The organism is Frateuria aurantia DSM 6220 (assembly GCF_000242255.2).
Taxonomy (GTDB): domain Bacteria; phylum Pseudomonadota; class Gammaproteobacteria; order Xanthomonadales; family Rhodanobacteraceae; genus Frateuria; species Frateuria aurantia.
Genome location: NC_017033.1, coordinates 1,080,608 through 1,102,923 on the forward strand (window position 1 = coordinate 1,080,608; position 22,316 = coordinate 1,102,923).

The 22,316-nt window shown below is 61.4% G+C and carries 27 protein-coding genes, 1 tRNA gene and 1 pseudogene; 26 read left to right on the forward strand and 3 right to left on the reverse strand.

Annotation, left to right across the window (positions count from 1 at the left end; translation table 11 throughout):
• The first annotated feature begins 64 nt into the window (after positions 1-64).
• The 18 genes from FRAAU_RS04915 (at position 65) to FRAAU_RS05000 (ending at position 14,303) form a co-directional block, all read left to right on the forward strand.
• The gene (locus FRAAU_RS04915; protein ID WP_014402467.1) at positions 65-1,066 is read left to right on the forward strand and encodes a major capsid protein; all 1,002 of its coding nucleotides are present in this window, start codon (positions 65-67) and stop codon (positions 1,064-1,066) included.
• Positions 1,066-1,374 (forward strand): head-tail joining protein, encoded by a 309-nt coding sequence (locus tag FRAAU_RS04920; RefSeq protein ID WP_014402468.1) that lies wholly within the window; start codon positions 1,066-1,068, stop codon positions 1,372-1,374. The genes FRAAU_RS04915 and FRAAU_RS04920 overlap by 1 nt, the downstream gene beginning before the upstream one ends.
• Positions 1,371-1,967 (forward strand): hypothetical protein, encoded by a 597-nt coding sequence (locus FRAAU_RS04925; protein WP_014402469.1) that lies wholly within the window; start codon positions 1,371-1,373, stop codon positions 1,965-1,967. The genes FRAAU_RS04920 and FRAAU_RS04925 overlap by 4 nt, the downstream gene beginning before the upstream one ends.
• Entirely contained in the window at positions 1,964-2,545 is a 582-nt protein-coding gene (locus FRAAU_RS04930; protein WP_014402470.1) for a hypothetical protein, read from the forward strand. Before FRAAU_RS04925 ends, FRAAU_RS04930 begins: the two co-directional genes overlap by 4 nt.
• A complete protein-coding gene (locus FRAAU_RS04935) occupies positions 2,520-3,107 on the forward strand; it encodes a phage baseplate assembly protein V (protein ID WP_014402471.1) in 588 nt (195 codons plus the stop codon). The genes FRAAU_RS04930 and FRAAU_RS04935 overlap by 26 nt, the downstream gene beginning before the upstream one ends.
• 10 nt (positions 3,108-3,117) lie before the next feature.
• Entirely contained in the window at positions 3,118-3,474 is a 357-nt protein-coding gene (locus FRAAU_RS04940; protein WP_014402472.1) for a hypothetical protein, read from the forward strand.
• Positions 3,471-3,800: a GPW/gp25 family protein gene (locus FRAAU_RS04945; RefSeq protein ID WP_014402473.1), complete on the forward strand. Its 330-nt coding sequence runs from the start codon at positions 3,471-3,473 to the stop codon at positions 3,798-3,800. Before FRAAU_RS04940 ends, FRAAU_RS04945 begins: the two co-directional genes overlap by 4 nt.
• A complete protein-coding gene (locus FRAAU_RS04950) occupies positions 3,797-4,681 on the forward strand; it encodes a baseplate assembly protein (RefSeq protein WP_014402474.1) in 885 nt (294 codons plus the stop codon). The genes FRAAU_RS04945 and FRAAU_RS04950 overlap by 4 nt, the downstream gene beginning before the upstream one ends.
• Entirely contained in the window at positions 4,674-5,219 is a 546-nt protein-coding gene (locus FRAAU_RS04955) for a phage tail protein I (protein ID WP_014402475.1), read from the forward strand. Before FRAAU_RS04950 ends, FRAAU_RS04955 begins: the two co-directional genes overlap by 8 nt.
• The gene (locus tag FRAAU_RS16345; RefSeq protein WP_014402476.1) at positions 5,219-7,186 is read left to right on the forward strand and encodes a hypothetical protein; all 1,968 of its coding nucleotides are present in this window, start codon (positions 5,219-5,221) and stop codon (positions 7,184-7,186) included. The genes FRAAU_RS04955 and FRAAU_RS16345 overlap by 1 nt, the downstream gene beginning before the upstream one ends.
• Positions 7,187-7,672, forward strand: a complete 486-nt coding sequence (locus FRAAU_RS04965; RefSeq protein WP_014402477.1) for a hypothetical protein — start codon at positions 7,187-7,189, stop codon at positions 7,670-7,672.
• Between the two features lie 69 nt (positions 7,673-7,741).
• Positions 7,742-8,962, forward strand: a complete 1,221-nt coding sequence (locus FRAAU_RS04970; protein ID WP_014402478.1) for a phage tail sheath subtilisin-like domain-containing protein — start codon at positions 7,742-7,744, stop codon at positions 8,960-8,962.
• Between the two features lie 9 nt (positions 8,963-8,971).
• Positions 8,972-9,475 carry a phage major tail tube protein gene (locus tag FRAAU_RS04975; RefSeq protein WP_014402479.1) on the forward strand — a complete coding sequence of 168 codons (504 nt, stop codon included), beginning with the start codon at positions 8,972-8,974 and terminating at the stop codon, positions 9,473-9,475.
• Between the two features lie 9 nt (positions 9,476-9,484).
• The gene (locus tag FRAAU_RS04980) at positions 9,485-9,808 is read left to right on the forward strand and encodes a phage tail assembly protein (protein ID WP_014402480.1); all 324 of its coding nucleotides are present in this window, start codon (positions 9,485-9,487) and stop codon (positions 9,806-9,808) included.
• Positions 9,809-9,914: 106 nt separating this feature from the next.
• The gene (locus FRAAU_RS04985) at positions 9,915-12,233 is read left to right on the forward strand and encodes a phage tail tape measure protein (protein ID WP_014402481.1); all 2,319 of its coding nucleotides are present in this window, start codon (positions 9,915-9,917) and stop codon (positions 12,231-12,233) included.
• A gap of 3 nt (positions 12,234-12,236) precedes the next feature.
• Positions 12,237-13,079: a phage tail protein gene (locus tag FRAAU_RS04990; protein ID WP_014402482.1), complete on the forward strand. Its 843-nt coding sequence runs from the start codon at positions 12,237-12,239 to the stop codon at positions 13,077-13,079.
• Entirely contained in the window at positions 13,054-13,260 is a 207-nt protein-coding gene (locus FRAAU_RS04995; protein WP_014402483.1) for a tail protein X, read from the forward strand. Before FRAAU_RS04990 ends, FRAAU_RS04995 begins: the two co-directional genes overlap by 26 nt.
• Positions 13,251-14,303, forward strand: a complete 1,053-nt coding sequence (locus FRAAU_RS05000; RefSeq protein WP_014402484.1) for a phage late control D family protein — start codon at positions 13,251-13,253, stop codon at positions 14,301-14,303. The genes FRAAU_RS04995 and FRAAU_RS05000 overlap by 10 nt, the downstream gene beginning before the upstream one ends.
• A 90-nt stretch (positions 14,304-14,393) precedes the next feature.
• On the opposite strand, the gene FRAAU_RS17160 is transcribed toward FRAAU_RS05000, so the two are convergent.
• The 3 genes from FRAAU_RS17160 to FRAAU_RS16830 form a co-directional block, all read right to left on the reverse strand.
• A complete protein-coding gene (locus FRAAU_RS17160) occupies positions 14,394-14,831 on the reverse strand; it encodes a hypothetical protein (protein ID WP_156803340.1) in 438 nt (145 codons plus the stop codon).
• 292 nt (positions 14,832-15,123) lie between these two features.
• Positions 15,124-15,459, reverse strand: a complete 336-nt coding sequence (locus tag FRAAU_RS05010; RefSeq protein WP_014402485.1) for a nuclear transport factor 2 family protein — start codon at positions 15,457-15,459, stop codon at positions 15,124-15,126.
• Between the two features lie 280 nt (positions 15,460-15,739).
• Entirely contained in the window at positions 15,740-16,156 is a 417-nt protein-coding gene (locus FRAAU_RS16830) for a winged helix-turn-helix transcriptional regulator (protein WP_014402486.1), read from the reverse strand.
• A gap of 258 nt (positions 16,157-16,414) precedes the next feature.
• Here FRAAU_RS16830 and FRAAU_RS05015 point away from each other — a divergent pair, with 258 nt between their 5' ends.
• The 8 genes and pseudogenes from FRAAU_RS05015 (at position 16,415) to FRAAU_RS05035 (ending at position 22,084) form a co-directional block, all read left to right on the forward strand.
• Positions 16,415-17,065 (forward strand): NAD(P)-dependent oxidoreductase, encoded by a 651-nt coding sequence (locus FRAAU_RS05015; RefSeq protein ID WP_014402487.1) that lies wholly within the window; start codon positions 16,415-16,417, stop codon positions 17,063-17,065.
• Positions 17,065-18,465 (forward strand): MFS transporter, encoded by a 1,401-nt coding sequence (locus tag FRAAU_RS05020; RefSeq protein ID WP_014402488.1) that lies wholly within the window; start codon positions 17,065-17,067, stop codon positions 18,463-18,465. Before FRAAU_RS05015 ends, FRAAU_RS05020 begins: the two co-directional genes overlap by 1 nt.
• Positions 18,466-18,739: 274 nt before the next feature.
• Positions 18,740-18,820 (forward strand) — tRNA-OTHER (locus FRAAU_RS17165).
• Between the two features lie 378 nt (positions 18,821-19,198).
• Positions 19,199-19,308: pseudogene (locus FRAAU_RS17950) on the forward strand (Arm DNA-binding domain-containing protein); the annotation flags it as partial.
• A 126-nt stretch (positions 19,309-19,434) separates the two neighbouring features.
• Complete coding sequence (locus tag FRAAU_RS17955; RefSeq protein ID WP_425598087.1) at positions 19,435-19,755, forward strand: tyrosine-type recombinase/integrase; 321 nt, start codon at positions 19,435-19,437, stop codon at positions 19,753-19,755.
• Between the two features lie 8 nt (positions 19,756-19,763).
• On the forward strand, positions 19,764-20,105 hold the full coding sequence (locus FRAAU_RS17820) for a tyrosine-type recombinase/integrase (RefSeq protein WP_280985207.1): 342 nt from the start codon (positions 19,764-19,766) through the stop codon (positions 20,103-20,105).
• Positions 20,045-20,338 (forward strand): tyrosine-type recombinase/integrase, encoded by a 294-nt coding sequence (locus FRAAU_RS17825; protein ID WP_280985208.1) that lies wholly within the window; start codon positions 20,045-20,047, stop codon positions 20,336-20,338. Before FRAAU_RS17820 ends, FRAAU_RS17825 begins: the two co-directional genes overlap by 61 nt.
• 501 nt (positions 20,339-20,839) lie before the next feature.
• Positions 20,840-22,084 carry a diguanylate phosphodiesterase gene (locus FRAAU_RS05035; protein WP_052317966.1) on the forward strand — a complete coding sequence of 415 codons (1,245 nt, stop codon included), beginning with the start codon at positions 20,840-20,842 and terminating at the stop codon, positions 22,082-22,084.
• Positions 22,085-22,316 lie beyond the last annotated feature (232 nt).

The window sequence follows — 22,316 nt, forward strand, 5'->3', positions numbered from 1 at the left end:
GCGCACACCTCATCACCTCTACACACAAAGCCGCCTTCGGGCGGTTTTTTTATGGGACACATGCATGGCGACCCTCGATATTTTCAATGACAGCGCGTTTGGGCTGACCTCCCTGACTGCGGCGATCAATCAGAACCCGGAAGGCCAGGCGTCTCCGGACATGCTCGATGCCCTCTTCTCTGAAGATGGCGTGACCACCACCAGCGTGTTCATCGATCGTCAAAACGATTCGCTGGACCTTGTGCCTGCCGCCGAGCGCGGTGCACCGGCCAGCCCGACCCGATCGCCGAAGCGCGACGGTATCGACTTCCGCACCATTCACCTGCCGACTGACGGCGTGGTGCTGGCCGATGAAGTCCAGAACATCCGAGCCTTCGGACGTGAGAGCGAGCTGGAGCAGGTGCAAGGCTTTGTCGACAAGCGCCTGCTCAAGATGCGCCAGCGGCTGACCGCAACGATCCGTTACCACCGCATGGGCGCGGTCGCCGGTCAGATCTACGATGCCGACGGCAAGACCTTGCTGTACGACCTGTTCAAGCAGTTCGGCATCAAGCAGCAGGTCCAGGCCTTGGGGCTGGCGACTTCGACCAGTGGCATTCTGCAGAAGATCGTCGCGGCTCAGCGCATGGCCGAGGATGTGATCGCCGGCGCTGCTCCGATCACCGGCTGGCAGGCGGTCTGCGGCCGTGGGTTCATGGATGCGATGACGGCCAACGAGGACATTCGTCAGTCCTTCCAGCGCATCAACGAGGGCACCTTCCTGGTGAACAACTACCGCGGCGGCTTCCCCTATGCCGGCGTGATGTGGAAGGAGTACTACGGCAAGTTGGGCAGCACCGAGTTCATCGACACCAACTCGGCGTATCTGATCCCGACCGGGGTGCCCGATCTGCTGATTACCCGCTTCGCGCCGGCAAATCATATCGATGTGGTCAATACCACCGGCGTGCCGTATTACGCCAGTCTGGAGATGATGAAGCATGGCGCGGGTGTGGATCTGTTGGCGCAGTCCAATGCCCTGAACATCTGCACCCGCCCGCGGGCGATCATCAAGCTGACCGCCTGATGTTCCGGGACCTGGTCAGCCAGATGGACGACCAGGTCTTTCCGGCCCTGGGCGATCCGGCGGTGCACAAGGGCGAGACGATCCTCGGGATGTTCGATGCGCCGTGGCTGGAGCCTGAGTTCGGGCGTCAGCAGACGGCGCTGCGATCACCGGTGTTTGTGGTGCGTGACGCGGTGGCGGCGGCCATCGCACCGGGCGATACCCTCGATCTGCAGATTGAGGGCATCGATGCCGGCCTCTACACGGTGACCAAGCTGGAGCCTGATGGCACGGGCTTGATCACCCTGGTACTGAGGCGCGCCAAATGATCGAGCTGAAATTCTCGCTGGCTGATGCCCGCAAGCTCGAGCAGTTTCGGCAGGCCGCCCCGAAAGAGGCGGCCGATGCCCAGCGCCGGGCCATCAACAAGACCCTGCGCTGGCTGCGCACGCACATGTCACGGGCCATCAGCCGGCGTGATCGCATTGCGGTGACGGCGGTGCGTCAGCGCCTGTCGGCCTATGCGATCCGCCCCGGCGGCAAGCAGGGCAAGCTCTGGCTGGGTCTGGATCCGTTGGAGGCCTCGCGGTTGGGCAAGGTGCGCCAGACGGCGACTGGTGTCTCGGTCGCAGGTCGGCGCTTTCGGGGCGCCTTCTACCAGAAGGTCTATGGCGGCAAGCCGGACGTCTGGATCCGCACCCACAGTAAGCATTTCAGCACCTCGGCTTATCCCGGGGTGGCCATGGGCGGCCCTGCCATCGATGAAGGCATGTCCGGCCGCTTTCCGGTGGCCAAGGTCAAGGTCAGCATCGAGGACGTGCGCGAGGAGTTCGAGCAGTGGGTGGACCGTGCTGCCGAGCGACTGGCGGTCGTGCTGCAGCAGGAAATGCGCTACGCGATGATGAAGGCGATACAGCGATGAGCAACGACGAAAGTGCCGGCGACATCCAGTCGGTCGATCTACCCGCTGTCAGCACGGCGATCGCCTCGACCTTGAGCACACTGTTCCCGGCCTTCGTGTCGGTGCAGGCCATGCCGGATCAGGGCGAGATCATGGATCTGCCGGTACCGGCCGTGTTTATTGACCTGGAACAGATCGAGCCGGCGCCCGATCCCGGCACGGGGCAGTCCGCCGTGCGCTGTAGATTCTGCGCCTATCTGCTGATCGGCCCGGAATGCCAAGGCCATACCCGGCTGCTGGGCAGCATGGTGACGGCAATGATTGCGGCGCTGCGCGAGCAGTGCTGGGGCGTCTCGGCTGAACCGGCCGAGTTCGTGGAGGCGATGCCAGATGGCAGCCGGCCCGAGCTGGACAATCTTGTGGTCTGGTCGGTGCGCTGGGATCAGGTGATCTATCTGGGCGAAGCCAGCTGGGACTGGGCGGACAGCACCGGCTTGACCCTGCTGGTTGGGATCTCGCCCGAGGTCGGGCCTGAGTATATCCAGGACTATTTCGATCCAAAGGAGCGGCTCGATGAGCTATCCACTGGCCGAACATGACCGGATGATCGCGGCCATGCTGCTGCCTTGCGTGGTGGAGGCGGTCGATCCGGTCCAGCAGCGGATCAAGGTCAGCAACGGCGACTGGATCAGCCCCTGGGTGCGCTGGCACAGCGGTGCGGCCGGCGCGGTGCAGATCTGGCGCGTGCCCAGCGTGGGCGAGCCGGGTGTGCTACTCAGCCCCAGCGGCACGGTGGCGGCCGGGACCTTCGTGCCAGGCCTTTTGAGTGCGCAATGGCCGAACAGCGAGAGCTCGGCCGATGTGACCTCCATCCAATGGCCGGACGGTACCCGTATCGCCTATGACGCCGCCAGTGGCGCGCTCACGGCGGCGCTGCCCAAGGGGCAGCTCAGTGCATCGGTGGGGCAGGTATCAGCCGTGCTGAGCGAGCAGAGCGCCGTCCTCACGGCACCCAACATCAAACTTGCGGGTACGGTCGAGATCGAGGGCGATCTGACCGTGTCCGGTACGGCCCAGGCCGCGAGCTTGTCCAGCCAGGGCGGGATTGACGCGAAGGGCAACATCCAAGCTGCCGGCACGGTGCACGGCAGCAACCTCTGAGAGAGAAGCCATGGCAACGACCACTGATTCGGGCGCGACCACCGCGGCCGCGGATACGGCCGCAACGACGGCCGCCAATACCTCGAGCACCAGCACGACTGCGTCCGCTACCGCGGCAACGCCCGCAACCAGCAGCACGGCGAGCACGACCGCCACCCGCACCACCGGTACAAGCTCCGCCACGGCGACCACCGTGACGCCTGCGGCGCCGACCCTGCCGGTGACCTTCAAGGATTTGCAGTATCTGAGCCGGGTGCTGATCCTCGATGACGGGCGCACCTTGCAGGTCAGCCGTTCCAAGGTGACGGCCTACGATGCGGCCGCCTATGCGTTTCTGGCCTCGCGTGTGGACTTCGCCAAGTCATGATCGTCGGGATGAGCCGCACCACGGGCCAGCCGGTGCATGGTGTGGCCTATCTCGTGCAATGCATCGAAGACGTGCTGACCACGCCGCTGGGCAGCCGCCGGATGCGTCCCGAGTACGGCTCATCCATCCGCCAGATGGTCGATCTGCCCATGAACGAGGGCTGGAAAAGCGCCGTGCAGGCCGAGACCGTGCGGGCGCTGTCCCGCTGGATCCCGACCTTCAAACTTTCCTCCGCCCAGGTGGTGTCCGTGCTCAATGGCACGATCAGCTTCACCGTGAAGGGGCAGTACCTGGGTGACAACGTCACCCTGCAGGTGAGTGCATGAGCCTGATCGATCTTTCCCAGCTGCCGGTACCCGACGTGGTCGAGACGTTGGCCTACGAGGATATTTTCCAGGCCCTGCTGACCGACCTGATGGCGGCTGCCGGTGACAGCTGGACCTCGGCGATGGAAACCGACCCGGTGATGAAGCTGATGGAGGTCTGCGCCTATCGCGAGCTGATGCTGCGGGCCCGGGTTAACGATGCGGTGAAGGGCTGTTTTCTCTCCACGGCAACTGGTTCGGATCTCGACAATCTGGCGGCGTTCTTCCAGGTCGAGCGGGAGACAGTCATGCCGGCCGATGCCAGCACCGGCACCGCGGCGGTGATGGAGAGCGACGATGCCCTGCGGGTGCGCGTCGGCCTGGCACCATCATCGTTCTCGGTAGCCGGGCCGGAAGAGGCCTACGAGTACTGGGCCCGCACCGCTTCGACGCACATCGTCGATGCCAAGGCGACCAGCCCCAATCCCGGCGAGGTGGTGGTGGCCGTGCTGGCTGACAGCGCGGATGGCACGGCCTCGGACGATATCGTGGCCGCCGTGCAGGCGATCCTGTCTGATGACGATGTGCGGCCCATGACCGATCAGGTCACGGTGCAGTCAGCCGCGATCGTGGGCTTCGCGGTTGCGGCGACCTTGCCGACGTACTCAGGGCCGGATCCTTCGGTGGCGCTCAGTGCGGCTGCGGATGGCCTCAACACCTACCTGGCCAGCGCCAAGAAGATCGGCGTGTCCGTCACGCGGGCGGGCATCATCGCCGCCCTGAAGGTGGCGGGTATCCAGAACGTGATCCTGACCGAGCCGGCCGAAGATGTCGCGATCAGCGATACCCAGGCCGGCAACTGCACGGGCATCACTCTGACCCCGGGGACGACCGTTGACTAGCCTGCTACCACCCAACCGCACCAGCTTCGAGGCGGCGCTGGAAGTGCCGCAGGAGCGGGTCGATGCCATCCCGACGCCACTGGCTTCGCTCTGGAACCCCGACACGGTGCCCTCGGCGCTGCTGCCGTGGCTGGCCTGGTCGCTGTCGCTGGAGAGCTGGCAGTCGTACTGGTCCGATACCGTCAAGCGCAACCGAGTCCGGCAGGCGATCACCATCGCCCGTCATCGCGGTACTGCCGGTGCCGTGAAGGCAGCGGTGGAAGCCTTTGGTGGCTATGTGTCCATTCGGGAGTGGTGGGAAACCACCCCGAAGGGCACGCCGCACACCTTCGCCTTGCTGCTCACGCTCTCCGGCGCCGATGGCAACGTGGCCACCGCCGAGTACGTCGACGATGTGATCGAGGCGGTCCGCCAGGCGAAGCCGCTGCGCTCGCATTTCACCTTCACGCAGGGCATCAACGCGACGGGTTCAGTCGGCGTGATCGCCGCGGCCCGCCCGCTGGCCTATGCGCATCTGCAATTTGATGGAGCTTCCTGATGGGTTTGACAGTCACCATCACTGACGCCGGCCGCGCGGCGCTGCGCAACGCCGCCGGCAACGGCACCAATGCGGTCACGATCGCTGCGGTCGGACTCAGTTCGCAAGCCTTCACGCCCGGCGCGGCCATTCCGGCCGAGATCAAGCGGCTGACCACGATTTCCGGCGGCGCCACGGCGGCTGATACCATCCACGTCACCGTGCTGGACTCCGGCGATGACGATTACTCAGTGTACGGTTTCGCGCTGTACCTCAGCGATGGCACGCTGTTCGCCTCCTATGGGCAATCCACGGTGATCGTGGAAAAGTCCGCCCAGGCCATGATGCAGCTGGCGCTGGATGTCCGCTTTGTCGATGTCGCGGCCAGCAGCATCAGCTTCGGCGATGCCAATTTCATGAACCCGGCGGCGACTGAGGACACGCTGGGCGTGGTCAAGCTGGCCAGTGCCGATGATGCGACGTCCGGCACGGACAATCAGAAAGCGATCACGCCGCAGGTGCTTTCCGGGCTGCTGACGCCGAAGATCAACAATCTGCAGAGCCAGCTGAATACGGCGGTGATGACGATCCTGCCGGCGGATGACACCGTCAACACCCGGATCAATCTCTTCGCGGTGAACGATGCGACAGGCCTGCCGTTTGTGGCTGATGCCAAGGGCATCACACGCCAGCTGGCGACGGTGTCCTGGTCCTCGAACCTTGTCGGCCAGGAGGCCACAGCGCGGCAGAGCGCAGATCAGAACCTGCAGAATCAGGTCAATGTGAGGATCCCAAGTAATCCCGGCACGGGGTTTCAGTCCATCACCAACCTGACATTGTCAGCAACGGGGCAGCCCATCTTTGTCGGCTCCGGCGGAGGGACGACCCAGGGCATCACCACCTTCAGCGATGCGCAGACCAATCAGGTTCTGCAGATCGGCTACCAGTACAAGGGGGATTACCTCTCGATCAATGTCGGTGGCTCGTGGGTCTATGGCGCGACCCAGAGCTGGGTGAACAACCAGATTGCTGTCGAGACAAAGCGAGCATCCGGTGTCGAATCGGGTCTGCAAACCCAGCTCAACGGCGCTGCGATGACGCTGACGGTGGCCGATGATGGCACCAATCAGCGTGCGGCACTGGTAGCCATCAACAAGGCCTGGAATCTCCCGTTCATCACCTCAGCCCAGAATGTGGGCTATCACCTGGTGCGGACCGAGCCGGGTGCGGGGTTTCAGGCGGTCACCAATTTCTCGCTCAATGCCGCGGGCCAGCCCATCTTCGTGGGCTCCGGTGGTGGCACGACCCAGGGCATCACAACCTTCAATGATGCGCAGACCAACCAGGTGCTGCAGATCGGTTACCAGTACAAGGGCGACTATCTTTCCATCAACGTGGGCGGATCGTGGGTCTACGGCGCGACGCAGAACTGGGTCACTGGCAACTTCGCCGGTCAGCAGGTCGACACGAATACCTTCGGTGTCTCCAAGATCGGGGTGAGCAAGCAGGTCGGCGCCGGGATCCAGATGCTGTGGACCTATGGCACGGACGGAGTAGGGCGCTGGTGCCCGATTTCCGCACCGGGTAATGGCTTCTATTTCGCCACCAACCTGACGATGGGGGCCGATGGGTCGCTCTATGCCTTGTCCTCGAAAGATGGTGCGACCAACGGCTATGCACCAAGCTCCTACGGCACCATCGCCGGGGGCTACTACGTCCGCATCGGAAACATACTGATCCAGGCGTTTTCAGCAGGCGTGCTCAGTGCAGGCGATTCGATTGCATTTCCGATTGCCTTTTCAGCCGCGCCAGTGGTGTCCACGACCGTCGACAACAACCGGGACGGCGCCAATCGTCCGGTCGCCATCAATCCGACGGTCGGGACAGTGACTGCATCGGGTTTCAAGATCAACATCGCCGCCATCTCGGGGGCGAACCAGCCGGCAGGTACCGGCCAGGTGTGGGTATTTGCCATGGGGCCTGCATAAATGACTGACAACACCGACGAGACGGCACCGGTGGCCACCGCAGCTGCCGTGGACATGGCGACCGATGCGACATCGAATGTCGAGACGCAATGGCCTGCCCGCTACTACGCCAGCTATGACACGTCCGCCACCGGGCCCACCGAGGTCTCCGGCTGGTATGACGTGTGGGGCATGTCCAGCACGGCGAATGTGCCTGCGGCTGCGGATATGCTTGCGCTTACGGTCGAGCAATGGGCTGCTCGGCTTCCGTATGGGCAGGGCGTGCATGAGGGGGCCATTGTGGCCTACACGCCATCCAGCACCGTCACTCTGGCGGATCAGGCTGGATTCGCCTACCCGGCAGCCGTCGCGACGGTACAGAGTGAGTACGGCGTCCTCAACGAGCCAACACCCGATGACTGGGTGACCTATTTGAAGGCGCTGAAGGCCATCCGGGACGGCACCGACACCACCAGCACGGCGCTACCGGCTGCACCCGGTAGCTGAGCCCTAGCAGGCCACATTTCACCGATTTAGATGCCCGCTGATGCGGGCTTTTTCATGCCTGGAGCTTCTATGCCTTCCACCAGTTTCTTTCATGGCGTCACGACCTCGATCGTGACCAACGGCGTGCGCACCATCTCGGTGCCCAGCTCGTCGATCATCGGCCTCGTCGATACCTTCACCCCGGGCGCCGGCGCATCGGCCAGTGCCGATACCCCGACCCTGATCACCTCGCTGACCGATGCGGCGGCGGCCTTCGGCTCGGCGTCCTCGATCTACAAAAGCCTGCAGCAGATCTACAACGTCGCCCAGCCGGTGATCGTGGCAGTGGGTGTCAACGCGGCCGCAGGCTCCACCACGAGCACCAGCGGCACGACCACCACCGATGCCAATGCGCTGACCTCGGCGATCATCGGCGGCGAAACCACGGCCGGCGCGCGTACCGGCCTGCAGGCGCTGCTGGATGGCCAGTCGGTGCTCGGCTACCGGCCGCGCTTGGTCATCGCCCCGGGTCAGTCCGCCAATCAGGCGGTGGCCACCGCGATGGATACCCTGGCCGGGCGCCTGCAGGCCATCGGCATCATCGATGGTCCCAACACCACTGATGACGATGCCACCGCCTACGCCGCGAACTTCGGCAGCAAGCGACTCTTCATGGCCGACCCCTATGTGCAGGTTTATGACACCACGAGCAGCAGCACGGTGGCGCTACCCAGCAGCCCGGTGATCGCAGGCATGTTTGCGGCGACCGATGCGCAGTATGGCTACTGGGCCTCGCCTTCGAACAAGGTCATTGCCGGCATCACCGGTACCGTGCGGCCGATCGAGTTCCTGGACGGTGATCCGTCCTGCCGTGCGAACCTGCTCAACAACGCCAACATCACCACCATCATCCGCGAGAGCGGCTTCCGGGTGTGGGGTAACCGCACCCTGTCCAGCGATCCGCTGTGGCAGTTCGTGACCCGGGTCCGCACCGTGGACATGGTCATGGCGGCCGTGTTGGCCGGCACCCGTTGGGCGGTCGACCTGGGCATCACCAAGGCCTATGTCCACGAGGTCACCGAGTCGGTCAACGACTTCATGCGTGACCAGAAGGCGCTGGGCGCGGTGATCGATTTCGAAGTCTATCCGGACCCGGATCTGAACACGGCGAGCGCGCTGGAGCAGGGCAAGATTTACTGGCGCATCCGCTTCACCGACGTGCCGCCGGCAGAAAACCCCAACTTCCTGATCGAGGTCACCGATCAGTGGATCACCGAGGTGCTGGACAGCACCACGACCTCGAGCAACTAAGGAGCCGGCATGATTCCGCAGACCCTCTTCAACACCAATCTCTTTGTCGCCGGCGTGTCCTTCGCCGGCGATGTGCCGACCCTGACGCTGCCCCAGCTGCAGCTGGCCACCGACGATTACCGCGCCGGCGGCATGGACGGCACCATCGACATGGACATGGGCCTCCAGAAGATGGAGGCCTCCTTCACCACCAATGGCGTGCGCGCGGAGTCGCTGAGCCTATTCGGCCTGGCCGACGGCAACGGCTTCTCGGGGACCTTCCGCGGCAGCTTCAAGGGGCAGGGCGGCGTGACTACCGCCGTGGTGGCCACCATCCGCGGCACCCTGAAAACCATCGACCCGGGTGACTGGTCGGCCGGTACCAAGGCCGAGATCAAGCATACCGTCGGCGTGACCTACTACAAGCTGCAGGTCGGCGGCACGGTGATCTACGAGATCGACCCGGTGAACGCGATCCGCATCATCAATGGAACCGACCAGCTGGCCAGCATGCGCAGTGACCTGGGCCTGTAAGGAGCCGACATGACCACGAAGAACGAAAAGAAGAACCCCTGGCTGGATGTGACCGATTCCGGGGCCGTGATCCGCCTTCGCCGGGTGAGCGAGTGCAATGGCGTCAAGGTCGATCGGCTCTCGATGCGGGCCCCGACGGTGAAGGACGTGCGTACGGCACGCAAGGCTGCGGGCGAAGATTCGGCCGACCATGAGATGCAGTTGTTTGCCAGTCTGTGCGAGGTCAGCCTCAAGGATCTGGAGGGGCTGACGATGGTCGACTATGACCGTCTGCAGGCCGCCTATTTTCGCCTGGTGGCGGACGACGGGGCTGTCGCCGGCGACTGTGCATAAGCTCGCTGTGCAGTGTGTCCGACAGCTGGGCATCCAGCCGTCGGAAGTCGATCGCATGACGGTCACCGACATGCTCTGGTGGCTGCAGGAGTCGTAGGGAAGGACCATGGCCAGGAACATCAATATCGGCCTGGTCATCGGCGGCGCGATCGCGTCGTCCATGGGCCGGGCCTTCGATGACGTGCAGTCGCGTATCGGGCGGCTGGAGAAGACCGGGCAGCGGGCCCGCGTGCTGCAGCGGATGATTGGGGAAACCCAGGAGCTGCAGCGGGACTATCAGCGTCTGGCCGCCACCGGTTCATCCATGGCGGATAGGGTGCAGCGCAAGCTGCACTCCAATCTCGATGCCTTGCGTGATCAGGGTGTGGCCGTGGCCAGCCTCGAGGCGGCCTACCGCAAATTGGGCGCGACCGCCCGGCGGGCGGAGTTTCGGGCGGTGGGCACCAGCAATTTACAGACGGCTCGTGATGGCCTGGGGCAGACCGTGGCCCAAGGCGTGCGCGTAGGCGCGACCGTGGCGGCACCGGCCTACACGGCGGCCAACTTTCAGGCCACGGTGCGCGATATCGCCATCAAGGCCGGGATCGCCAATACGGGGCAGGAGAGCCAGGTCGCCCGCGGCATCATCGCCAATGGGCAGGCCAACGGCATGGGGCGCGGCCAGATGGCTGACCTGGTCAATCAGCTGGTCAGTGCCGGCATGGATCTGAAGCAGGCAATGAGTTACGCGCCGGTGGCGGCGAAGTTCTCGGTGGGGCAAGGTGTGTCCGGCGAAGATACCGGCAAGCTGATCTCCGCCATCAGCCGCAATGCCAAGATCACCACGCCCGAAGGCATGGCCAAGGCTCTGAGCTCAATCGCCTACCAAGGGCAGGCTGGTAACTTCGAGGCCGAAGACATGGCGCGCTGGTTCCCGGATCTCTTGGCCCAGATGCAGAAGCTGGGGCTGACCGGTCAGGACTCGGTGAACCAGCTGGGTGCCATGCTGCAGGTTCAGCGCAACGTCGCCGGCACGTCGGACGAGGCCGGCAACAACCTGGTCAACTGGATCAGCAAGATCGGCGCGCAAGAGACGGTCCAGAACTACGCCAAGGCCGGCATCGATTATGCCGGCTCCATGCAGATGAACATGACCAAGCATGGCATGTCGGCCCTCGAGGCCAGTTTTGGCCTGGCTGAGAAATACATTGAGGCGGTCGATCCGAAGCGTGCGGCGGACATGGCCAAGGGACTGGCCGGTATCGACAAGACCCTGGATCCCGACAAGGTGCGGGCGCAGGTGGAAGCGCTGAATCAGCAGATGCGCACGGGGCATATCTTCACCGATCTGCAGGTGAATGCGGCGCTGACCGCCTACCTGCAGGGCCGCAAGCTTTATGGGCAGCTGAAGGCCGACTCAGCCAAGGCCGGCGATATCCTGGACAAGAATCTGGCCCAGCGCAGGCAGACCAGCCTGCAGATGTGGAAGGAGGCCGGCTATGCCTGGGACAACGCGCTCAACTCCATGGGGCAGGCGATCGAACCGCTGACCGACAAGGTGGCCGGGTTCGCCAAGACGGCGGCGGCTGCGGTGGATACCGTTGCGACCAAGGCGCCCGGGGTTGCAGAAGCCGTGCTTGGCGTTGTGGGCGGTCTGGTGGCCCTGAAGGCTGCGGCCGTGGCCTTTACCGCAGTGAAGGGGATCTACCAGATCGGACGCTCTGTGACGGGCAAGGGGTGGCAGCCGGAAAATCGCCCGGCAGGCTTGCCCACCGGCTCCGGCGGCCCGATGGATCGAGGTGGCGTGGTGCCCGTGCGGGTTATCAACTGGCCCAAGCAGTTTGGCCCATCAGATGAGCCGGGTGGAGCCGTGGCAGGGGCTGAAGGTAGCCCTAGTGCCGGTAGCCGGATCGGCAAGGCCATCGAGGCTGCCCGCGGAGCGGCGAAGTTTGGTGGCGCGCTGGCCCTGATCGACGGCGCCATCAATGCCGGCAGCGTCTTCGCCACTGCCAAAACGCGAGATGAGAAGTTCAGCGGCTATGGCGGCGCGGCCGGCGAGACGGTCGGGGCCACGGCGGGCGCTGCCGCCGGCGCGGCGCTGGGCTCGATCGTGCCCGTCGCCGGCACAGCCCTTGGCACCATCGCCGGTAGCATCATTGGCGGCTGGGCCGGCAAAACCCTAGGCGAACTGGCCGGCAAGCATCTGGCCACGAGTACCGCGGAGCACGCCGATGACAAGTCCTCGGCGGATGCCGACAAAGGTGCGGCGAACTTGCCGCCGATCCAGGCGGGGCCGTTCTCGCCCACCATCCAGATCAATATGCAGCAGCCCACCGGTGATCCGCGAGCCTGGGCCGAGCAGGTCTGGCCCATTCTTCAACAGAAGCACGCTGATTACCTGGGCCGACTCCAGCGTGGCCAGCTCTTCGATGCGCCGATGGTGTAACCCATGCCGTATATGCAAAACATGCAGGGGGCGCTGCAGTCCCTGGTCAGCTCCGGCGCGGCCGGTCAGCGCAGTCTGGACAGTATGCTGGGTCCGATGAATACCGGTACAGCCCAGCTGACCAGCTCGGTGTCCGAGATCAGCAGCCTGCCGTTCCTGTCCTCGGGCGATAGCCAGTCGATCCAGCGGGTGACGCGCCGCATCGTCCAGGCCCAGGCCATGGTCGGCAAGGTGATGAACACCTATACCCAGGTCAATCGGGTGGCTTCGGGTGTGGCGGCCTCCTATACGGCGCTGGGCGGCCAGGTCACGGCGGCCCGTAATGCGGTCAGCAAGATCATCGGCAAGGTCAATCCCTCGCTGGCCAGCGCCATCTCCACATCGATCCTCAACCCCACCACCAGCCATGCCGCGGCGGTGAAGCCCTTTCCGCATCTGCTGATCATGCAGCCGGTCGTCTCGGGCGGCACGCCGTTCTATTTCAACCTGGACACGGCGGCTTTTGATTCGCTGCAGCGCCAGACCAGCTATGGCTGGCAGGGGCAGGAGCGTCTGGGTCGGCGGCCGGCGCAGCAGTTCGTCGGCATGGGCACCGACAAGATCACCTTGTCCGGCGCGATCTATCCGCACTTCAAGGGCGGCCTGACACAGCTGGACAGCCTGCGCACCCTGGCCGGTACCGGCAAGCCCTACATCCTCACCACCGGTTACGGGCAAGTGCTGGGTACCTGGTGCCTGAGCTCGATCAGCGAACAGCAATCTGCGCTGCTGCACGGCGGTATCCCCCGCAAGCAGGGCTTCACTTTGGAATTTGACCGCTATGGCGACGATCTACAGAACCTGTGACGGCGACCTGCTGGACATGCTGTGCAACCAGCACTATGCCTCGCTGGACGGAACCGTCGAGGCGGTACTGTCCGCCAATCCCGGTCTGGCCAGCCAGGCCCAGCCTTATGCCGCCGGCATCCAGATCATGATGCCCGACATCGCCACGCCTGTTGAGACCGAGGTACAGCTATGGGATTGAGCAACACACCGCTGGCTCGCGTCGAGGTGAATGGCAAGGACATCACCGCCCTGATCACCGACCGGCTACTGATGATCCAGACCATCGACAAGGCCGGCATGGAGGCCGACCAGTTCGAGATACGGCTGGATGACCGGGACGGCAAGCTGTCGCTGCCGGCACGTGGCGCCGTGCTCAGCATCTACCTGGGCTATGCCGAGCAGAGCGTGGGCCTGGTCGGGCAGTACACGGTCGACGAGATCGAATATGCCGGGCCGCCGGACAGCATTGTCCTGCGAGGCAAGTCGGCCAGTATGCTGGGTTCCGGAAAAAGCACTCGATCGGGCAGTTGGGACAATGTCCCGCTCGGCCAGATCGTGGCCGACGTGGCCGGCCGCAATGGCTGGACGCCGCTGTGCTCAGTGGCCGATGTGGTGGAGCGTGCCGACCAGGTCAAGGAGAGCGACTTCCACTTCATCACCCGCATTGCTCGGCAGCATGGCTGCACCGCCAAGTTGGGGGGCGGCAAGCTGATCGTGGTGCCGCTAGGCATGGCCAGCAGCGGCAGCGGCAAGAGCATCTCGGCCATCACGCTGACGCGATCGGACCTGACCCGCTTCCAGTTTCAGCTGGCCGACCGGTCAGCCATGGCCTCGGCCAAGGCCGGCTATCTCGATCCGGCCTCTGGCAAGCTTGCCATCGTCGACGTGACCAATCCCAATGTACCCGACGGGCTGCCCGGCGTGCATGTGGACCGACACCTGCACCCAAATCGTACAGCGGCCCAGCGCGCGGCCAAGGCACGCATCGATGCCTTCAACCAATCCACTGCCCTGGTGCGCCTAGAGATGCCGGGGCGCACCGAATTATTTGCCGAGCGCCCCATCAGCATCAACGGCCTGAAGACCGGTATCGATGGCACCTATATTGCGAGCAGCGTGGAGCAGACGCTCACGCGGGCAGGTTGGAGCACGACGGTTGAGTGCAATGGTGGGAATGATGGGAAGGCAGCGGCATCTGGCAAGCGGAAGTCGGTGCTGAAGGTTATTGATGCTGGTGAGTAATGAATGATTATTGACTGGGCGAAACAATTGAACTCATTGGGTTTTTTGGGTGGTAATGCCTCGGTGGCGCGGTGAGTGGTTAATTTTTATTTATGGGGTGGGTATTAATTTGGCTTGGCCAGTAAGTTGGCCCGATAGATTGGCATGGAAAATTACTATTTTTGGCTCCTGCAGTATTGATACGTTATGGGTTGCTGCGAACATTGTTGGGAGTATTATTATTATAGATGCGATGGCGGCAATGATTTGGTATGATGGGCTGGATTTGGATTCTCTGATGTATAGAAGCATCGCCAGTACCGCAAGAAACATGGCGGATATAATTATTGCCCAGAACTCACAATCGGCCCAAATGTCATTCGATTTTGATTTGGATAGTACTGTTATTGCGACTGTCGTTAGTGATGCAGCAGTGAATAAGTTTTTTACGTAGTCGACAAGGGGCTTTAGGTTGGATGTTGCCGATGCCTCGTCAGTCTGTTCTTTTGATTGTTTCGAAGTGGGTTGATTTTCTTCAATTTTAGTCATTTGATGATTCTTTTTGAAGTGGTGGTATTGAATTTAGGGGGTGTTTGGGCTAGGAGTCAGAGGGGGCTTGTGCGTAAAACTTCACTGCATTAAGTTGCGCTGGAATTATTGGTTTCGCGCGCCATGATAGGTTAACACACGATACGTGTTGTTTGTGGCGAGTTCAATTCACTTGGAATGCCTTCAGCGACACACTTCCGGTCATTACCGCGCGCATGGGGCGGCAGATCAGAGTGCAGCCTCAGGCTCAGGGGGGGGCTGCCGCTGTTATTTTCTCTACTCTGATCGAGCATCAGGCTGTCTTGGCGTAAACGTAGGCACGCAGCTCTTTGAGCTTGCCATCGCTCCAGATCATCACGTCGGTACCCACCAGCTTGGTGCCATCAAGATCCAGTGCAAACTCGATGATCGATGCGCTGCCATCAACGAAGATATGCTTCGCTTCGAAGCTCAGGTGAGCGGCCCCATCGAAAATGGCCTTGACCGCATCGACAACCTTGGACTTGCCTTCGATGTGGACCACACCCGGATCTTCCAGCACCACATCGTCATGCAGCATATCTGCCACAGCCTTGAGGTCTTTCGCATTGAAGGCAGCCACGTAGGCCTTGGTGAGTTCTTTGGACATCTGAAATTTGCCTCATCAAAAGTAGGCGACGATGCTATTGCATATGCCCTCTACGTGTCCAAGGAGCGAAGGCGATGGCCGAGTGCTAGTCATCATCGATCCGGCCGGGAACCGACAACGGCATGTTCTATGGCTTTTGGGCCGGCGAGATCCTGCGAGGCATCGCCCTGTATATCGAGGTGAAAGCGAAGCGAGGCGCATGATTTGTGAGCAGGAGCGGGAAGGTCTACACGCGGGCAGGGGGAGGCTGGGGCACCAACTGCATTGCGGGATAAAGCCCTCAGTCTCGGTGCGTATTGCAAGTGCTGCAGGACACTTCGTGTTTATCCGTATCATAGCGGGCGCGGGCCATTTCAATGGCTGAGCGACTGTTGTTTGCCCAGTGGATAAGCACAGCAACGGGTTCCAGCAGTGTACGGCCTAGTTCTGTCAGCCCGTACTCGACACGCGGCGGAATGCTATGGAAAACAGTGCGGGTGACGAGCCCATCTCGCTCCAGGCCACGCAATGTAAGCGTCAACATCCGCTGCGAAACGCCATTGACCTCCCTTCGGAGCTCGTTGAAGCGTCGCGGTCCAGTGTGCAGTGAACCTACGACATAGAGTGACCACTTGTCGCCAATACGCTCCAGAATCTCACGCGTGGCGAGGCAACCGCTCTCGCTCAGTTTAGGCAAATCGATGTGCCTAGGTGTCATGTATGTGCCTTCTTGTGGGTGCCGAATGTAGGTTTTATCATCAAGTTCTAAATGGTAACTAAGGCATCATTAGGTACCAAGTCATTGAGGCTTCTGACGGAAATTTGAGGTTCCGCATCAGCATCTATATCAACCCTAGTCACGCTGAGGACACGGACCGCCATTATCGGTGGCTCAAGGCCTGAGACCTCGATCAAACGAAGCTCCAACAATGCCACGACTTGAGTGGCTATCAGTAGCTTCTACATGGGATTACGTATGAAACCTCAACGCATCACCGTCATTGGCGGAACCGGTTACGCTGGCTCAGCCATCGCGCGAGAAGCAGCTAGGCGGGGGCACTCCGTGACAGTAGTAAGTCGATCAACTTCGGTCGGGCCGCTCAGCGGCGTGCGCTACATTGCTTCGCCCGCGACTGGGCCGGAGGCCTTGGCTGCGGTCAACGAAGCAGATACTGTGGTAGGCGCTCTTTCTCCACGGGCCGAAACCTCCGGCACCCTTCCTACGGTTTACGGCCAACTTGCCAGCCAAGCCTCAGTGGCTGGTACCCGTTTTCTAGTGGTCGGTGGGTTTTCCTGCCTCAGGCCTACATCCGGTGCGCCGCGCATTATCGAAAACCCGGAAGGCTTTCCGCCCGAAATCTTGCCCGAGGCGCGAGAGAACCTCGACGTGCTGAACGAGTTGCTAGTCGATACGACTGGCGTCGATTGGTTGTTCGTCTGCCCTGGCCTGGAGTTCAGTGCCTTAACGCCCGGCGATGACCTTGGGCATTATCGCGTCGGTGACGATGTGGTCTTGCATGACGAACATGGCAAGTCAGCGATAAGCGGTATTGATTTCGCGCGGGCCGTCCTCGACGAAATCGAGGCTCCGACCCGTCATCGCGCTCAGATTCATTTCGCTTATTGATGCGTACTTCGGCACAAATAGAGCAGGCGGGTCGTATCGAGAAGGCACGGCTTGCTCCCGCAGACCTTCCGCCGAACATCTGGAAGGTAGTATCCGTTGCGATCCTTGGCGCATTTCTGGCGCTACTGAACACCACGGTGGTCAGCGTCTCTTTGTCGAGCCTCGCCAAGGAGTTCGGAAGTACTCTCGAGCAGATTCAGTGGGCAACCAGCGCTTACCTGCTAGCCATTGCAATGGTGCTACCGCTGACGGGGTGGCTGGTGCAGCGTATGGGCATTCGGCGTCTATACGTTTTTTGTTTCGTAGCTTTTCTACTGACATCGCTGTTGTGCGGGTTTGCTGAGTCGACCCGGTGGCTGGTGCTTTTCCGCGTTCTACAAGGTTTGAGTGCGGGCATGTTGGCTCCTCTAGCTCAGTTGACTATGGCGCGATCAGCGGGGAAGCAATTGGCACGTGTTTCGGGCTACGCAGCGGCCACCATCGTGCTAGCACCGCTTCTGGGGCCACTGGTTGCGAGCGCGATACTGGCCCAGGCGTCTTGGCACTGGCTGTTCTGGATGAACGTGCCGATTACCTTCGTGGCTATATTGATGGCATGGTATTTTCTTCCTGTTGAAGGGAAGAGGATATCTCCTGCGCCCATGCTGGACTGGCGGGGAATGACCTTGATTGCCCCAGGTATTGCTTTAGCCCTGGCTGGACTTGAACAACTTCATGCTGTAATGGGTATCTTGATGTTGGTGGCTGCGGCAGCGCTTTTGACGACCTTCGTCTGGCATTGTCGCCGCACTGAAAATAGCCTGCTTGATCTAGCTCTATTTTCCCATCCTGTGTTTTGTGCAGCAGCATGCACACAATTTATGCTTAATGGTGCCATCATTGCCACACAGGTATTGGTTCCGCTTTACTTGGTGCATGCTACCGGGCGGTCACCTGCTGATGTGGGTTGGATGCTGGCGCCTTTGGGCATGGGCATGTTGGGCGCATTTATCTGTATGGGGTCACTTACCGACCGTTTGGGATATCGTGTTGTTGCGGTGTGCGGTGCTCTGCTAGCAAGTGCTGGCATGTGTTTGTTTATTCTGTTGCCAGACATTCCCTCACTGACGACCTTGCCCATGTTGGCATTGTTGATGGTCGGCGCGGGGCAGGGAGCGATAGGCGTCCCATCTACGACGGCAGCATATACTGCCCTAGAAAAAAAACGGTTGCCAATGGCCGCAACGACGCTGAACGTGGTTCAACGATTGGGTGGCCCAGTGATGGCTACTGTCTGCGCTCAGTTGCTTGCATGGCGCCTTGCACTTGAGCCGCAAAGCACTGGTCCCTACCTGCATAGCCTGTGGATGCTAGTGCTACTGCATGCTTTGTGTGCGTTGAGTGCCTTTCGTTTAAAGTGATGTTGTTAGTTTTTGTTGTTACGGACTATCTCGCATTCATCAGGTTGATTTCAAAATCAGATCGCTTGATTGGATATTGGCGATTTTGAAGTTTTCAACTGCCCCAGGATATGGGGTGGATGGTAGAGGTGATCTGATCGGCGTATTTTTCAGTAATGAAAGTACCGGCATGGGTAGTCTGAATGTGTTCCGCAATGCTCGAAAAAACACCTTGGTTTCATGGGCTTAAATTTTTCTTGGCTTAGGTGTTTGCGGAACAATTTGAGGCTTAGTCGCTTGATCTTGTGGGTAAATTACGCGGACTCAAAATCCTCCGCCGCAAGGCTTGTCGGTTCGAGTCCGACCTCGGGCACCAGATACAGGTTGCATGGCGTCTCATACAGACCCATAAAACCTTTAAAACCCGCCACTTGGTGGGTTTTTTGTTGTCTGATCGTCTCATGCAATCCCATGGAAACCCAGCTGTTCTGGGAGCATATTGGGGGGTACAAGGGCTTTGTGCCCCCTAACTCGATCCCGAGATGCCCCCTGATCTGTGAGCCTATGTGCCCCCAGTAGTCGAGCAAAGCCAGTCATGCCGGGCCCTGAGATGCCCCCAGCCAATAGGCATATGCCCCCGTGCTGGCGGTGGAGATGTACCCAATGCCCCTGGCCGACACAACGATTCGCAAGGCCGCGCCCAGCGAGAAAAGTTATCGCCATCACCGATGGCGGCGGCATGTATTTGGAGGTGATGCCCAACGGCTCGAAGTACTGGCGGCTCAAGTACCGGGTGCTGGCAAGGAGAAGCGCCTGGCATTTGGCGTCTATCCAGGTATCCCCCTGGCTGATGCCCGCAAGCGCAGAGATGACGCTCGCCGGCTGATTGCAGACGGGGGGGATCCCAGTGGAGCTCGGCAGACGGCAAAGCAGGAAGCGGCGGCTTCTACTGAGCCAGTGCTGACATTTGAGCGGGTTGCACGGCAGTGGATGGACCGGCAGGACGTGGCAGAGATCACCGCGGCCAAGAATCGATGGTTGTTGGAAAACTATCTGTTCCCGCACATCGGGCAGCGGCCCATTGCCGAGATCCGGGCACGCGAGCTGCTGGCAGTACTACGGGCCATCGAGGCGGAGGGGCGATTGGAGACGGCAAACCGGGCCAGGATCAAGGCCGGCCAGATCTTCCGGTTTGCCATCATCGAGGGCTATGCGGATATCGACCCCACCGGCAGCTTGCGCGGCGCCCTCAAGCCATCACGCAACATCACCATGCGGCCATCACTGATCCGGGGCAGATCGGTGCCTTGATGCGCGCCATGGATGGGTATACCGGCACCCACACTGTGAAGTGCTCACTGCTGCTGTCGGCCCTGCTGTTTATCCGCCCTGGTGAGCTTCGGGCCGCCGAGTGGTCAGAGATGGATCCGGAGGGTGCTATCTGGCGCATCTCTGGCGAGAAGATGAAGATGGGAGCGGCCCACCTGGTGCCGCTATCCGAGCAGGCTCTGGCCATCCTGCAGGAACTGCGTCGGCTGATGCGTCGGCTGATCAGCCATGGTCGCTATGTGTTCCTCTGTATTCGCACTGGCAGCCGCCCATGTCCGGGAATACCGTCAATGTCGCCTTGCGTGCCCTGGGCCATGACAAGGACACGATGACGGCCCACAGGTTCCGCTCCATGGCTGCAACCCGGCTCAACGAGATGGGCTGGAATGGCGATGCCATCGAGCGTCAGCTGGCCCATGCCGAATCGAACAAGGTGCGCGACGTCTACACCAGTCAGGCGCAGTACCTGCCCGAACGCATGCGGATGATACAGGGCTGGGCGGATTGCCTGGACAGTCTCAAGGCCGGTGGCACGGTGGTGGCCTTCAAGAGCAAGGCGGGCTGATCCGTAAAAAGTGGTATGGCGTCGGCGCTCGTGTCGCCGGCAGTTTCGGCGGGATTTTTCTGACCCTTGCCACTTTTGCGGTGTTCCGGAGGCTCCAGGGTAATCGAGGTGCTCTGTAGCGATGCCTGGTGAGGGTTTTCGGCATTCGCAATATGTGAGGCAAATGGCGACAGGCGCGGGCAGGCGGCGGGCCATGCCTCATGGCGACGATCGCCGGAGTTGAGGCTGGGGGTGAGGTTGAGGGCATTGACGGAGCCGGGTTTGATTTGGCCAGTTGTCATGTCAAAATGCCGCACCCACTTGCCGGACGGGTGTCTTCATGACTTAGCCCCGAAGCGGTCGCATCGCGCATGGGATGGACTTGCGGGTCTTCGGATGCTGGCGGCCGGGTGTGATTTCTGCGTTTTCATGGGGATCCGGTTTTGATTGGATATCCGTCTAAACGTTTTTAATATGTGGGCCAAGGAATGGAACGCCTTTTATTGCTATCGGAGAGCAACCTTGCTGTCGACACTGATTTATTGCAGCCATGTCAATGACGGACTGAGCCCCGAAGCGCTTGATGTCATGCTGACCGAGGGGCGCGAGCGCAATGCCGCGCGGGGGATTACCGGCATTCTGCTGTTCGACGGAATCCATTTCGTACAACTGCTAGAAGGGCCGGCGCCCAGGCTTGACGCACTGCTTGAGTCGATCAGGCGGGATCCGCGTCATCGAAATGTGGTCGTGCTGTTGCAGGATAACGGACCTTGTCGCCGTTTCGATGGCGACCCATGCGCGATGGTCGACCTTCGTGTACTCAGTCCGGAGCAGGTCTCTTCAATGATTCATGACAGGCTGGAGGAGCGGGCAAGCCAGGCCTGCAGTGATGATCGAGTCTTCAAGGTGCTCATGTGGTACGCACTGGCGCGAGGGACTGATCATATCGTCGAGGGTGAGGATGCGCTGTGCTGGAGGCTGGTGGCCGATGTACCTGCGGTGATTCACGAAGTCACGGCAGAGTCCGGGCAGAATTACAAGTTCGCCTTGCAACCCATTGTCGATCCGATCCGACGGGTCGTTACCTCGTTCGAATTTCTGATGCGCAGCCAAGCCGGTGGTTCGCCCGAGCCGTTGCTGGCCGCGATTCCGCCGGGCCGGCGTCATCTGCTGGATCTGGAGTCGAAGACGCAGGCTTTTCATCTGGCGCGCCGACTGGGGCTGAACAATATTCATCTGTCGGTCAATTTGCTGCCGATGTCATTGACGGACATTCCCGGATCGGTGGAGCGACTGGTTGATCAGATCGTCGCCTGCGGGCTTTCTCCCAGTCAGGTGATGGTGGAGGTCACCGAGCAGGAAGCCATCTCGTCACTGAAGGCTTTTTCCGGGGCGATCAAGCGTCTGCGACGAGCGGGCATCGGTATCGCGATCGACGATTTCGGTGCCGGGTTTGCCGGCCTGTCCTTGCTCGCCGAATTTCAGCCAGACAAGCTGAAGATCGATCGCAGCCTGATCCGTGACATCCACCGCAGCGGCCCGAGGCAAGCCATTGTACGGGCAATTGTCCAGGTCAGTGTGGCGATGGGCATCACCCCGGTGGCCGAGGGCGTGGAGCGGCTTGAAGAGTGGTGCTGGCTGCAGGCCGCCGGGGTGCAGCGGTTCCAGGGCTATCTGTTCGCCAGACCGGCGGTGGGACAGGTGCCGGCGATGCGGTGGCCGGAGCGGATCCTGTCACATGGCGTCTTGCCCGAAGGGGCGCTGTGATCGCAATCCGGTGTCGATGGCCTTCGCCGCCGGCCAAGGCGAACGGGCCGCGATCCTTCGCAGGACCCTGATGTCGCCGCAGGCTGAAGGCTGCAGGTGGAGGCCGGTATGCCGTCACCATCCGGCCCATGCGGTACCGGCCGCCATGAATGCGCATGGCGGCGTTCTGCAGCGATGCCCGATCCGGCCGCTCCAGCATCGCTGCCGGCCCGGGGTCTGACTGTCCGGCTCT